General features: G+C 40.4%; 15 protein-coding genes. All 15 read right to left on the reverse strand.

Going from position 1 to position 12,621, the window contains the following annotated elements:
* Nucleotides 1-4 precede the first annotated feature (4 nt).
* Nucleotides 5-1,075 carry a protein-glutamate methylesterase/protein-glutamine glutaminase gene (locus PDT38_RS03945; protein ID WP_270799166.1) on the reverse strand — a complete coding sequence of 357 codons (1,071 nt, stop codon included), beginning with the start codon at nucleotides 1,073-1,075 and terminating at the stop codon, nucleotides 5-7.
* Nucleotides 1,072-1,956, reverse strand: a complete 885-nt coding sequence (locus tag PDT38_RS03950) for a MinD/ParA family protein (RefSeq protein WP_270799167.1) — start codon at nucleotides 1,954-1,956, stop codon at nucleotides 1,072-1,074. The genes PDT38_RS03945 and PDT38_RS03950 overlap by 4 nt, the downstream gene beginning before the upstream one ends.
* A gap of 2 nt (nucleotides 1,957-1,958) precedes the next feature.
* A complete protein-coding gene (gene flhF / locus PDT38_RS03955; RefSeq protein ID WP_270799168.1) occupies nucleotides 1,959-3,065 on the reverse strand; it encodes a flagellar biosynthesis protein FlhF in 1,107 nt (368 codons plus the stop codon).
* A complete protein-coding gene (gene flhA / locus PDT38_RS03960) occupies nucleotides 3,062-5,098 on the reverse strand; it encodes a flagellar biosynthesis protein FlhA (RefSeq protein ID WP_270799169.1) in 2,037 nt (678 codons plus the stop codon). The genes flhF and flhA overlap by 4 nt, the downstream gene beginning before the upstream one ends.
* 32 nt (nucleotides 5,099-5,130) lie before the next feature.
* Complete coding sequence (gene flhB / locus PDT38_RS03965; RefSeq protein WP_270799171.1) at nucleotides 5,131-6,210, reverse strand: flagellar biosynthesis protein FlhB; 1,080 nt, start codon at nucleotides 6,208-6,210, stop codon at nucleotides 5,131-5,133.
* The gene (gene fliR / locus PDT38_RS03970) at nucleotides 6,210-6,989 is read right to left on the reverse strand and encodes a flagellar biosynthetic protein FliR (RefSeq protein WP_270799173.1); all 780 of its coding nucleotides are present in this window, start codon (nucleotides 6,987-6,989) and stop codon (nucleotides 6,210-6,212) included. Before fliR ends, flhB begins: the two co-directional genes overlap by 1 nt.
* A 7-nt stretch (nucleotides 6,990-6,996) precedes the next feature.
* Complete coding sequence (fliQ, locus tag PDT38_RS03975; RefSeq protein ID WP_172294866.1) at nucleotides 6,997-7,266, reverse strand: flagellar biosynthesis protein FliQ; 270 nt, start codon at nucleotides 7,264-7,266, stop codon at nucleotides 6,997-6,999.
* Between the two features lie 15 nt (nucleotides 7,267-7,281).
* Nucleotides 7,282-7,947 (reverse strand): flagellar type III secretion system pore protein FliP, encoded by a 666-nt coding sequence (gene fliP / locus PDT38_RS03980; RefSeq protein ID WP_270799179.1) that lies wholly within the window; start codon nucleotides 7,945-7,947, stop codon nucleotides 7,282-7,284.
* Complete coding sequence (gene fliZ / locus PDT38_RS03985) at nucleotides 7,940-8,563, reverse strand: flagella biosynthesis regulatory protein FliZ (protein ID WP_270800125.1); 624 nt, start codon at nucleotides 8,561-8,563, stop codon at nucleotides 7,940-7,942. The genes fliP and fliZ overlap by 8 nt, the downstream gene beginning before the upstream one ends.
* A 66-nt stretch (nucleotides 8,564-8,629) precedes the next feature.
* Nucleotides 8,630-8,992 (reverse strand): response regulator, encoded by a 363-nt coding sequence (locus tag PDT38_RS03990; protein ID WP_270799181.1) that lies wholly within the window; start codon nucleotides 8,990-8,992, stop codon nucleotides 8,630-8,632.
* Nucleotides 8,993-9,020: 28 nt separating this feature from the next.
* On the reverse strand, nucleotides 9,021-10,139 hold the full coding sequence (gene fliY, locus PDT38_RS03995; RefSeq protein WP_270799183.1) for a flagellar motor switch phosphatase FliY: 1,119 nt from the start codon (nucleotides 10,137-10,139) through the stop codon (nucleotides 9,021-9,023).
* Nucleotides 10,129-11,127, reverse strand: coding sequence for a flagellar motor switch protein FliM (gene fliM / locus PDT38_RS04000; protein ID WP_270799184.1), 999 nt, complete (start codon nucleotides 11,125-11,127; stop codon nucleotides 10,129-10,131). Before fliM ends, fliY begins: the two co-directional genes overlap by 11 nt.
* Nucleotides 11,128-11,164: 37 nt before the next feature.
* Nucleotides 11,165-11,593, reverse strand: coding sequence for a flagellar basal body-associated protein FliL (gene fliL, locus PDT38_RS04005; RefSeq protein ID WP_270799185.1), 429 nt, complete (start codon nucleotides 11,591-11,593; stop codon nucleotides 11,165-11,167).
* Nucleotides 11,590-11,805: a flagellar FlbD family protein gene (locus PDT38_RS04010; protein WP_172294852.1), complete on the reverse strand. Its 216-nt coding sequence runs from the start codon at nucleotides 11,803-11,805 to the stop codon at nucleotides 11,590-11,592. Before PDT38_RS04010 ends, fliL begins: the two co-directional genes overlap by 4 nt.
* Before the next feature lie 11 nt (nucleotides 11,806-11,816).
* On the reverse strand, nucleotides 11,817-12,608 hold the full coding sequence (gene flgG, locus PDT38_RS04015) for a flagellar basal body rod protein FlgG (protein WP_270799188.1): 792 nt from the start codon (nucleotides 12,606-12,608) through the stop codon (nucleotides 11,817-11,819).
* Nucleotides 12,609-12,621: the final 13 nt, after the last annotated feature.

Consider the following 12,621-nt stretch of genomic DNA (forward strand, 5'->3'; position numbering starts at 1 on the left):
TAAGTCACGCCCTCTCTTTTTTCATATACGTCATAATAGATGCAGCAATTTCATCAACATGTTTGACCTCATCTGCCAATCCGGTGTTTAAAACTGCCTTAGGCATTCCGAATACGACGGAAGATTCTGCAGATTCAACGATGACTCTCCCACCACCGTTCTTGATCAGGCCTTTGACACCTTCAGTTCCGTCACTCCCCATCCCCGTCATGATCACGGCAACTTTTTCAAACCCTTTCACAGATGTAAGGGACTGAAATAAGTAATCAACGGAAGGTTTATGGAGACTGGTCGTGTCACGATCATCAAGCGTGATCACCAATTCTCCCTGCTCAGGTCTGATCGCCATGTTTTTTCCACCTGGTGCGATATACACCCAACCTTCCCTTGCTCTCTCACCGTTTTCAGCCTCCTTTACGGTTACTTCTGAGAGATGGTTCAACCTGTTTGCTAAAGAAGCCGTAAACCCTGGAGGCATATGCTGAACGACAAAAACAGGCGCCTTTAGATTTTTAGGAAGCTTGGGTAACACTTTTTGCAAAGCTCTAGGTCCTCCGGTTGATGTCCCGATACAAATGAGTTGTTTAACAGTTCCAGCCGGAATAGTAGAACGATTGTTTTTGAAAGACGATTGAAACTGAGATAAAGGCTTTGGTGCTGGATGAGTTTGCTCTTTGTTCTTTGATTGTCCAGCTGCCAATACCTTTTCAATCAACTCTTGTTTTACTTTATATAAATCGATTGACACTGATCCTGACGGTTTGGCGATAAAGTCGAATGCACCAAGTTCCAAGCATTCAATCGTAATATCTGCTCCTTTACGTGTCTGGCTAGAAACAATGATGACGGGAAGAGGATCGTCAGCCATTATTTTTTCTAGTGTTTCCTTACCATTCATGACAGGCATCTCAATATCCAATGTCACGACATCTGGACGAAGTTCTGTTATTTTTTGGAGTGCTTCCTCTCCATTTCTTGCCGTTCCTACTACAGCAATCTGGTGATTGGATGTTAAAAACTTGGTGATCATTTTTCTCATAAAAGCAGAATCATCAACGACAAGAACACGTATCATGTTGGATTACCCCTTCTCAAGAATGAAGATAATTTTTCGATAAACGTAGGTTTATCTTCTACTTTCTGTTTGTTTATTTTAAGTAGTGAATCTGCCAAAAGGTAGACCGACCTACTTAGTTTGGAACGAGGGTTCTTCAGCAAGAACGGTTGCTGTTCAACAACTGCTTTTGAAACTGAAGAATCTTCAGGGATTGGGCCGGCATATACCAGCTCTTGCTGTAAAAAGGAATTTACCGTATGAGAAAGACGAGAAAATGTAGATATACCGTCTTTTTGGTTTGTACAGCGGTTCACAATCACCTTCAGCTTGAGTTCCTGTCCGTTTAATGCTAAGTGCTTAATCGCACTGTAGGCATCCATAATGGATGTCGGTTCAGGAGTAGTAACAATCAGAATTTCATCAACAGAAAGAGCAAATGGTAGCTGATCTTTAGAAAGTCCTGCTCCCATATCAAGGATCACAAAGTCATAATCTTTAAGAACAGCTGATAATTCTTCCAGAAAGAATCTCCATTTCTCCTTGCTCAGCTCGAACATCGTATTCAGTCCTGTTCCCCCAGAAATATATTGGATACCTTTTGGACCAGTTGATAAAACTCGATGAAAAGGCATTTTTTGATTCAGCACATCCATCATTGTATAAATCGACTGATGCCCAATCAAAATATCAATATTACCCATTCCGACATCTAGATCTATTAAAAGGACTTTTTTCCCTTTTTCTATAAGCGCAAGTGCCATGTTTAGCGACAAATTCGATTTTCCGACGCCACCTTTTCCACTCATGACTGCAATTGTTTTTGCTTTTTTATGAGAAAGTGGGAGCGTTTGGGAAAATCGTTGTTCCATTCGTTTTCGTAAAGTTGCCGCTTGATCCATGATCAACACCCCGTCAGCAGTTTAACAAATGACTCATTTGATAAACTGCGAATATCTTCCGGAACATTTTGGCCGTTTGTAATATAACCAAGGCCAATTTTTGATTCAGCTAAAAGATTCATCATACTTCCCATTGAATCGGTTTCATCCAGCTTTGTAAAAATAAGCTGATCGATCGAAATGCTTGAAAACTGTTTGAGAAGCTCTTTCATGTCTTCGTATTTGCTCGTTGCCGACATAACAAGAAACGCTTGGATATTCCGATCAAATGGAATGATTCCTTTCAGTTCCTCAACATACTGACCATCTTTAAAATTGCGGCCAGCTGTATCAATAAAGACATGATCAAAGTCAGCGAACTTCTCCTGTGCCGCTTTAAATTCCTCTTTTGAATAACACACTTCCAGAGGAGCATTGAGAAGCTCAGCATATGTTTTTAACTGTTCAACCGCGGCAATTCGATACGTATCTGTCGTGATAAAAGCAATTCTTTTTTGCTTTTCTAGTACAGAAGTTGCGGCTAGTTTGGCTAGTGTTGTCGTTTTGCCAACCCCAGTTGATCCGAATAGTACAACATATTGAGAGTGGATTGTTAAGTTCTCTTCCGAATTTTTCGGAAGGAGTTCTCCTAAAGCTTCTGTTAAAAGAGAGAGTGCCTTTTTTTCAGTCCATTTCTCTCCGCTTAAAGGGGTATTCACCAGTCGACTTAATACTTTTGTGCGAATCGCTGTGGAAACCCCATGTTTTTCTAAAAGCCGATCAGCTTTTTTTAACGGTTTTGGCAACACATCAACAGCATGTTCTTGATGCTGATTTGCTAACATTTCTTTCAGTTCTTTTACCTGATGAGCTAAATCAAGTTGCTCCGGTTTTTCAGGTGAAAGTGTTTGTTGAAAAATAGTAGGCATCTGCTGTTTTGGTTTTTTCATCTCGGGAAAATCTTGATCAAGAACAGCGATGACTTCTACACCTTGTTTCTTGACAAATCCAAGAAACTTACGTGTTTGAATCTTTTTAGAGTTTAAAATGACGGCGTCATTTCCAAGCTCCTGCCTGATTTGCATTGTGGCTTCTTGCATAGAACCAGCTACAAATTTTTTAATTTTCATTGAATATCCACCACTCCGATACTTTGAACTTCCACATTAGCCTCCAGTTCGTTATATGACAGTACTGGAAGATCTGGAAAATAGCGTTCCAAAAGCTGTTTAATATACATTCTGACGGGCGGCGAGCAGAGGAGAATCGGCATTTCTTGTCTTAATGAGAGCTGCTCAATTTCTCTAGCTACAGACTGAATGATATTTTCAGATATTGCTGGTTCAAGAGATAAATAATTGCCGTGTTCGGTTTGTTGAATCCCTTCAGCAATCGACTTTTCAACACGTCCTGAGCAGGTTACCACTTTCAGTGTTTCATTTTCTTTTGAATATTGACTTGTAATCTGCTTAGCAAGTGCCTGCCTCGTATATTCTGTTAGCATATCTGAATCTGTCGTCAGTTTTCCGTAGTCTGCTAAAGTTTCAAAGATGGTCACCAAATTCCGGATTGATACTTTTTCTTTGAGAAGTTTCGCAAGTACTTTTTGAATATCACCAACAGACAACGGATTTGGTGTGACTTCCTCGACCAAAACCGGATACGATTCTTTTAAATGGTCGATCAGTTGTTTTGTTTCCTGTCTACCGATTAATTCGTGAGCGTGTCTTTTCACTTGTTCTGTAATATGCGTCGAAACAACAGAAGCTGGGTCAACGACTGTATATCCTAGCATTTCTGCTTGATCTTTTTGCGGTTCAGCAATCCATTTTGCCGGAAGGCCAAATGATGGCTCGATCGTATCAATTCCTTCAATCTGATCGTCTTCACCAGTCGGAGCCATCGCTAAAAAGTGATCAAGAAGAAGCTCCCCTTTTGCAGCTTCATTACCTTTAATTTTTAGCTTATACTCATTCGGTTGCAGTGCGATGTTATCTCTAATTCTGACCACTGGGATAACAAGACCCAACTCAATCGCAAGCTGGCGTCTGATCATCACAATTCTGTCTAATAGATCTCCACCTTGGTTAGCATCAGCCAGCGGAATCAATCCATAGCCGAATTCAAATTCGATCGGATCGATATCAAGCAGATGGACAACACTTTCCGGACTTTTTAACTCATCGACTTCCGCTTCTTCCTCAAGAATCTCTTCGATTTGATCTTTTTCTTCCCCAGCTTTAGAAAGTGTATAAGCTCCTATCGCCAGAAGGGCAGCTACCGGACCGGTCAAAAGAATCCCGATCGGTGTAAAGATTCCGAGTAAAAAAATTGTTCCAGCTGTGACATACAAGAGCTTTGGATAAGCAAATAGCTGGCCGGTAATATCTTGACTTAGGTTACCGTCTGATGCAGCCCTTGTTACAACAATCCCTGTTGCGGTCGAGATTAAGAGAGCAGGTAACTGTGAAACAATACCGTCACCTACAGACATTAATGTGAAGTGTGCAGCCGCTTCCTGAATACTCATCTGCTTTTGCAGCATACCGATCACCATTCCAAACAGAACGTTAATGAGAACGATGATAATACCAGCGATTGCATCCCCTTTGACAAATTTACTCGCTCCGTCCATCGCTCCATAGAAATCTGCTTCACGAGCCACTTTTTCACGACGAACTTTCGCATCTTGTTCAGTGATCATTCCGGCGTTTAAATCTGCATCGATACTCATCTGTTTACCGGGCATAGCGTCAAGCGTAAATCTTGCTGCAACTTCTGAAACCCGTTCCGCCCCTTTTGTAATGACGACAAATTGGATAATGACCAGGATGATAAAAACAACAAGACCGACCAGCACATTACCGCCGACAACGAAAGATCCAAAAGTTTCAACGACTTTTCCCGCATCACCGTTTGACAGAATGGAACGTGTTGTTGATACATTCAGCCCTAAACGGAACAGCGTCAGCAACAGCAATAAAGAAGGAAATATCGAAAACTGCAGCGGTTCTTTCATATTCATTGTGGTGAGAAGCACGATCAACGCAAGAGAAATATTAACGATGATAAAGACGCTCAACAACCATGTAGGAAAAGGGATAATGAGCATTGCCACAATCAGGATAACCCCGGATAAAATTGATAAGTCTCTTGCTGACATGCTGTTTCTCTCCTTTTAAAACGAAAAATTCACTAGATTTTTTGCTTTGTTTTATATACATAAGCCAAGATTTCAGCAACGGCCTTAAAAAATTCTTCTGGAACAGCTTGATCAATCTCAACCTGATCATAGAGCGCTCTTGCCAGAGGTCTGTTTTCAACTGTCATCACATTATGCTCTTTGGCAATCTGCCTAATCTTCAAGGCCATCAAATCGACCCCTTTTGCCAGCACAAATGGTGCATCCATCTTGCTTTCATCATATTTAAGGGCGATCGCATAATGCGTCGGGTTTGTAATGATGACATCTGCTTTCGGAACTTCTTGCATCATACGGCGCATCGCCATTTCTTTTTGCTTTTGTTTAATCTTTGATTTAATTAAAGGATCGCCCTCTGTTTTTTTGTATTCTTCTTTAATGTCCTGTTTTGACATTCGAATGCTTTTTTCATAATCAAATTTTTGGTAAAGGTAATCAAGTGTCGCAAGAAATATCAGTACGACCGCTGCCGATACCCCCATTAAAAAGGTCAGCCAGCCAACAGATGATAAAACCTTACCAGGGGTTAAATGAGAAATTCTCATGATCTTATCAAAGTTCATCCATAAGACTGCAAATGTGACAGTACCAACAAGCGCGATCTTCAAAATGGACTTCAAAAGTTCAACGATCGCTCTCATACTGTAAATTCGTTTAAACCCTTGAATCGGATCCAATTTTTTCAAATCCGCTTTGATCGCTTCAGGTGCAAATAAAAATCCCACTTGCATATAGTTACTTAAAACACCTGAGACAAGGGCTGCTAGTAAAATTGGTGCCATTAGCAATCCGCTTTCCAGAGCCAGATCACGAAACAATCCGGGAATGTTAGCTACCGTTATTTCCATTGTCAGTGATTCTTTAAAGAACCTTTCGATTAAACCGGTTAAGCGGTCTCTCATAAATGGTCCAATGAACAAAAATGATAGAAACACAACGAGAAGTGTGATTGCTGTGTTGATATCTGCGCTTTTGGCAACCTGCCCTTTTTTTCTCGTTTCTTGGCGTTTTTTCGGTGTTGCTTTTTCAGTTTTTTCACCTGCAAAAAATTGCAAGTCCAATGTGAGCTTCATCATGCCACCCCAAGTAAACTTAATAAATCTCTCATTGTCCGAATGGCGAATTCAAATACGTTTTGCATCATGCTGAACATAACTGCCATACAGATGATGAGCATGATAAAGGTGACCGCGATTTTCAAAGGAAGACCGACAACGAACACATTCAGCTGCGGTACGGTTCTCGCGACAATTCCCAATGCTAAATCGACTAAAAACAAGCTTGCGACAACAGGTGCTGACAATTGAAAAGCAGTAATGAACATCGAATTGAAACTTTTGGCAATAAAATCACCAAATTGTTCATTCCCAAATGAAAGCCCAAGATGGTCAATCGGAATATATTGATAACTGTAAAAAATTCCATCAAGCAAAAGATGGTGGGCATTCAAGCTCAACATGAGTAGAAGAGCCATCGTGTGCAAAAACTGACCGACCAGCGGACTTTGTGCCCCTGTCTGAGGGTCGATGACATTGGCCACAGCAAAACCCATCTGAAAATCAATGAAAGAACCAGCAATTTGGATAGCTGAAATCATCATATAAGCGATAAGTCCGAGTAGAAGCCCAACAAGCGCCTCCTTCATGATCAACAGCATGTACATGCCATCTACATCAAGATGTGGAGGGTTTTTAATCGTACTAAAACTGATAATTGCTAGAAAAAATGCAAAACCTATTTTATGAACGGCAGGAATTGTCCGATAAGAAAATAGAGGCACCGTTACATAAAAAGCTGTGATCCTCACAAACACTAGTAAGAAGGCTGGAAATAGTTCAATAATAGATAGCATTTTTCAACTACCCTGCAAAACGATTTAAATTTGAGAACAGTTCAGTTGCAAAAGATAAAATTGTTGATAGCATCCATGGGCCAAAAATAACTAGCCCGACAAGCACAGCAACAATTTTAGGAATAAATGCAAGCGTCTGTTCCTGGATTTGAGTCGTTGCCTGAAAAACACTAACGATCAGTCCCACTAGTAAAGCGAGCGCCAATAAAGGTCCACTAATAAGCAGTGTGACATATACCGCCTTTTCAGCCATCGATATTACAAATTCTGAATTCATGTTTGACCACCTACTCTAAAAGCTTTGCAGCAATGATTTAACAATTAAATACCAGCCGTCTACAAGGACAAACAGCAAAATCTTAAACGGTAGTGAAATCATGACTGGGGGAAGCATCATCATCCCCATCGACATCAGAACACTGGCTACAACCATATCGATGATCAAAAACGGAATAAAGATCATAAATCCCATTTGAAATGCTGTTTTCAATTCTGAGATGACAAACGCTGGAACCATTGTAGAAAGCGGGATATCCTTAATGGACTCAGGCGTCTTCATCTTGGCGTAATTCATAAATAACGCTAAATCTTTCTGTCTCGTATGCTTACTCATAAACTCTTTGATCGGAACTTCAGCCTTTGTGTATGCCTCATCTATACTAATCTTGTTATTCATTAAAGGGGTCAACGCTTCTTTATTAATCTCAGAAAATGTCGGTCCCATAATGAAAAATGTTAAAAATAATGCGAGCCCAATCAGCACCTGGTTTGGTGGCATAGATTGCGTTGCTAAAGATGTCCTAACAAAAGACAAGACGATGACAACCCTTGTGAAAGCAGTCATCAAAATTAAAATCCCCGGTGCAACTGAAAACACTGTTAAAAGAAGGAGTAGCCGGACACTGGCACTCACATTTGCCGCATCACTTGAATTAAATAAATCGATAAACTCATTCATGTTGATTTCGGCCTTTCTTTTTGCCTTTTGCATGACTTTGTTTTAATTCTGAAAGCTGAGCTTTTAATGATTCAGCAAAAGTCGGTGTTCCACTTTGCTTTTGTCTTCCTGGAACTTTGACTTGCTCTACCCATTTCTGCCACTCTACCTTACTGTTTACAGCCGTTTCATGTTGAGTGAGAAGCTCATCACATTCTTGTTGATCTTCAATCTCTTTTAAAAGCTGGATATTGTCACCGACTCCGACAACCAGTACTCTCTTCCCTACTTTAATCAACTGTACAGATTTGTTCTGTCCCAGTGATGTACCGCCAATGTTTTCAACAGATTGAAAAGGTTTCAACAGGCGGTTTCGTTTATTCATAAATTTGACCAAAGCGTAAATGAGAAAAATCACAAATAGTAAGGCGCCGATCATCTTGACAAAATCAAATATAGTAACGGAAGAAGACGGGGTTTCTGTTTCCGTCTCTTCCTTAACAGACTGACTATTTTTTTTCTCCGTTTTCGTTTGTCCTTTTTCTTTTTCTTTGCCAGCATCTTTATTAAACAACTGATCAACTGTCTGGTTCTGGTTCCCAGATTCCTCCGCAAAAGCGGAAGAGACTGGGATCATGAGAAAAAGAAGCGCACAAATGCTGACGATGAAAATGAAAGGTTTCTTAAACAAGTTGAACACCCTTTAACTTAGTGTTTTATTGATTGCTTCCATTACACGGTCAGCTTGGAACGGCTTGACGATGAAGTCTTTCGCTCCAGCTTGGATAGCGTCAATAACCATGGACTGCTGACCCATTGCAGAACACATAATGATTTTTGCTTGTGGATCAATCGCTTTGATTTCTTTCAGAGCAGTAATTCCGTCTTTTTCTGGCATTGTAATATCCATTGTCACTAGATCAGGAGAATGCTCTTTATATTTTTCTACTGCCTGTGCTCCATCTTGAGCTTCAGCAACTACTTCAAACCCATTTTTCACCAAGATGTCTTTAATCATCATTCTCATAAAAGCTGCATCATCAACTATTAAAATTCTATAAGCCATTTTTAACCTCTCCTTAATCAATCTGTTGTTATCTTAATTTATTAATTCGTTCTGCTTGACTCAAAATATCTGTTACTCTAACACCGAAGTTTTCATCAATCACGACAACTTCTCCTTTTGCAACTATCCGTTGGTTCACAAGGATTTCAACAGGCTCACCCGCTAATTTGTCAAGCTCAATGATACTGCCGGTTGACAACTCAAGAACTTCTTTGACACTGCGGTTTGTCCGACCCAACTCGACCGTCACAGATAAAGGAATATCCATCAACATGCCAAGGTTATGATGATGAGACTGAGCTTGAGGCTGATTATCGAATGAGACAAACTCAGCTGGTGCCACTTGAACCGGTGTCGCTTGCTGTTTTGGTGTTGGATTTGGTTTCGGACTTGCAGCAGGCGCGACAGGTGCAGCAGCCGGTGCCGGTGTTTCCGGAGCGACCGCTGGTTCTTCAGCCGGTGCTGGTGTTTCTTCATTTCCATGATCCATTAATTCGTTGATCAAATCTTTCGCAAATGTCAGCGGATAAAGCTGCATAATATGAGAGTCAATTAATTCTCCTACTTTTATTCTGAAGGATACTTTGACAAGTGGATCTTCCTTGGGAATTTGGTCTGTTCCTTCCCCTTCACTCATATCTAGTAGATCAACTTCTGGCGGTGAAATATCAACCTTTTTGCTAAAGACGGTCGACATTGATGTTGCCGCTGATCCCATCATTTGGTTCATCGCTTCTTGAACGGCACTTAAATGAATTTCGCTTAAGGACGGATCAGCATTTGTTCCGTCTCCACCCATCATCAAGTCAGCGATGATCGCAGCATCACTTTGTTCGATGACAAGCAGGTTGTTTCCTAAAAAGCCTTCTGTATAACTCACACCGATTGAAACATATGGGCGAGGAAATTCATTAATCAACTGACTCTTATTAATCACTGAAACAGTTGGTGTTGTAATATCAACTTTTTGATTTAACAAAGTGGACAAAGCTGTCGCAGAGCTCCCAAAGGAAATATTTCCGATTTCCCCGATTGCATCTTGCTCTATCGGGGATAAGCTTGACTCTGGCTGTTCTTGATTATTGTCATCGCCACCTTTAAGTAGCGCATCAATTTCATCCTGTGATAACCTGCTGTTATTCTCCATCTTCTTCACCTCTTATGTCGTGTTCTAGAATTTGAATCGCTGTTTTCCGATTCATTCGGCCGGCTTGTCCTAGAAATTTCGGTTTATCTCCGACCAAAACAGTAAGAGGTTCTGCTACTGATTTGTCCAAAGTGATACAATCGCCAATTTCTAAATGTAAAAACTCTTCAATCGTTAATTCTGATGTTCCGAGTTCTACAACAATTGGAATTCGTGCCGTCATAATCCGCTTTTCTAGCGACTTTGTTTCCTCTGGTTTTGCTTCAATTCTGTCAGACTGCATCCAGTAATGGACAGAAAGTTTAGGGATAATCGGCTCGAGAACGACATGCGGAATACAAAGATTAATGACGCCGCTAATATCTCCTATTTGTGTGTTCAATGAAATGACGACAACTGTCTCATTAGGTGAAACCATTTGCACAAACTGCGGATTGATTTCAAAATCGGTCATTTCCGGCTCAATTTCGGTGATCGATTCCCAAGCTTCTTTGTAATTCGCGAGACAGTTTTCAAATAGATTGGCCATGATTTTTGTCTCAATTTCTGTCATGTTCTCGATCTTATTATGACTTGATCCAATTCCGCCCATGACCCGGTCCATCATTGTATAGGCAATCGTAGGATTGATCTCCATCATGATCTTCCCTTCAAGCGGATGAACCTCAAAGAGATTGAGAATAGTCATATTTGGAATCGATCTAATAAATTCCTCGTACGGGACTTGATCAACTGAGCTGACTGAGATCTGAATATAAGTTCTCAACTGCGCAGAGAAATAGGTCGTTAAGTGACGCGCGAAATTATCATGAATTCTCGTTAAACTGCGGATCTGATCTTTTGAAAAGCGGAGCGCCCGTTTAAAATCATAGACTTTTACCTTTTTTTCGGTCTCCTCTTTTTTCAGTTCATCAGCATCCATTTCTCCGGTCGATATCGCCGAAAGTAATGCATCAATTTCATTTTGGGAGAGTACTTCTCCTGCCATCTATTTTCTCACCTCCGTTATTCTATCGAATCCTTTCCTACTGGCTATTAAAGGAGGTAAGGTAGACTTCTTTTACTTTGCCCTCTTTCATGTAGTTCGAGTTCAGTTTTTCTTTTAATGCTTCTCTGAATTTATCTTTTCCTTTGGTACCACTAATATCCTCAGCAGTGGTATTGGCTAAAATAGAAATCACTGTATCTTTAATTTGAAAATCACGTTTTTCAAGCTCTTCTTTCGCTTCTGGCGAATCTGTTTCTAGTTTGAGTGATAAACGAACGACATTGTCTGATTTTAAGTTCGTAGTGATTTCTTGTATTTCAACAACGGATTCCAAGACTTCATCAATAGATCGTTCCTTGTTTCCATCTTCACTTGCGTTTCCTTTTAACATAAAAATAATGACTGCTCCCAGTACAATGATGAGCAAAACAATAAACAGCATAATACCTAGAAGTTTTTTATTCATTCAGACTCCTCAATTCTCTGGTCACAAGAAATAATTTGAATTTTTTTATAAAATGCTACAATTCGTTCCACAACAGCATCTTCATTTTCCTTGACAACGAACTTTTTACCGTTTGACAGTGTAATTGTTGTGTCGGGAAAACATTCAATTTGTTCAATGAATATCGCATTCAGAGTAAATGGCTGTCCGTTTAAACGCGTTACTTTAATCACTGTTTATACCCCTATCGTTTCAGATTGACGAGTTCCTGAAGGATTTCATCAGAGGTTGTAATGATTTTTGCATTAGACTGGAAACCACGCTGTGCGATAATCATGTCAGAAAATTCTTCGGAAAGGTCAACGTTTGACATTTCTAGTGCACCAGTTTGTAATACACCTGATGAGCCGCCTCCTGGCGCAACAACTTGCTCTGCTCCAGAACTTAATGATTCACGGTAAAGGTTGTCACCTTTCTTCTCCAACCCGCCTGTATTGCTGAAAGTCGCAAGGGAAATTTGTCCAGCGGTCACATTGTTGTTTGTTGCATCAACATATGTCACTGTACCATCAGGTCCAATCTTTACACTTTGTGCTGTGTTCGGAATATTGATTTTACCGTTGGCAGCAGTTAAAACGAACAGCCCGTCTCCATTGACTAAGTCGCCAATATCTGATAAATAAAAGCTTCCAGCACGTGTATAGTAAGTTTCAGTACCTGAGCCAACTCGGAAGTAGCCGTCTCCAGCAATCGCAATGTCTAAATCTCTGCCCGTTGTTGAAGGTGCTGCATTGGTGTGAATCACATCAATCGTTCCCAGTGTTGAACCAAGTCCGATTTGTTTACCATTTACTGATCCTCTGTCAGCAGTTGTAGCAGCTGCACCTGCAATCTGTTGACTGACAATATCTTTAAAAGTCACTCTGCTTTTCTTATAACCAGCAGTATTGACGTTTGAAATATTGTTTGCAATGACATCTAGCTTAGTCTGAAAGTTTTTCATTCCGCTAATTCCTGAGTATAGTGAACGTAACATTAATGAATTCCTC

The sequence above is a fragment of the Bacillus changyiensis genome, assembly GCF_027706145.1.
GTDB lineage: Bacteria > Bacillota > Bacilli > Bacillales > Bacillaceae > Bacillus > Bacillus changyiensis.

What these genes read in the sequence shown, in the direction of transcription:
- fliL (WP_270799185.1), bottom strand. Translation starts at nt 11,593, where the DNA reads ATGAATAAAAAACTTCTAGGTATTATGCTGTTTATTGTTTTGCTCATC.
- fliR (WP_270799173.1), bottom strand. Translation starts at nt 6,989, where the DNA reads ATGCTATCTATTATTGAACTATTTCCAGCCTTCTTACTAGTGTTTGTG.
- PDT38_RS03945 (WP_270799166.1), bottom strand. Translation starts at nt 1,075, where the DNA reads ATGATACGTGTTCTTGTCGTTGATGATTCTGCTTTTATGAGAAAAATG.
- fliY (WP_270799183.1), bottom strand. Translation starts at nt 10,139, where the DNA reads ATGGAGAATAACAGCAGGTTATCACAGGATGAAATTGATGCGCTACTT.
- flhA (WP_270799169.1), bottom strand. Translation starts at nt 5,098, where the DNA reads ATGTCAGCAAGAGACTTATCAATTTTATCCGGGGTTATCCTGATTGTG.
- flhB (WP_270799171.1), bottom strand. Translation starts at nt 6,210, where the DNA reads ATGAAGCTCACATTGGACTTGCAATTTTTTGCAGGTGAAAAAACTGAA.
- PDT38_RS03990 (WP_270799181.1), bottom strand. Translation starts at nt 8,992, where the DNA reads ATGGCTTATAGAATTTTAATAGTTGATGATGCAGCTTTTATGAGAATG.
- fliM (WP_270799184.1), bottom strand. Translation starts at nt 11,127, where the DNA reads ATGGCAGGAGAAGTACTCTCCCAAAATGAAATTGATGCATTACTTTCG.
- fliP (WP_270799179.1), bottom strand. Translation starts at nt 7,947, where the DNA reads ATGAATGAGTTTATCGATTTATTTAATTCAAGTGATGCGGCAAATGTG.
- PDT38_RS03950 (WP_270799167.1), bottom strand. Translation starts at nt 1,956, where the DNA reads ATGGATCAAGCGGCAACTTTACGAAAACGAATGGAACAACGATTTTCC.
- fliZ (WP_270800125.1), bottom strand. Translation starts at nt 8,563, where the DNA reads ATGATCCCAGTCTCTTCCGCTTTTGCGGAGGAATCTGGGAACCAGAAC.
- flhF (WP_270799168.1), bottom strand. Translation starts at nt 3,065, where the DNA reads ATGAAAATTAAAAAATTTGTAGCTGGTTCTATGCAAGAAGCCACAATG.
- flgG (WP_270799188.1), bottom strand. Translation starts at nt 12,608, where the DNA reads ATGTTACGTTCACTATACTCAGGAATTAGCGGAATGAAAAACTTTCAG.
- fliQ (WP_172294866.1), bottom strand. Translation starts at nt 7,266, where the DNA reads ATGAATTCAGAATTTGTAATATCGATGGCTGAAAAGGCGGTATATGTC.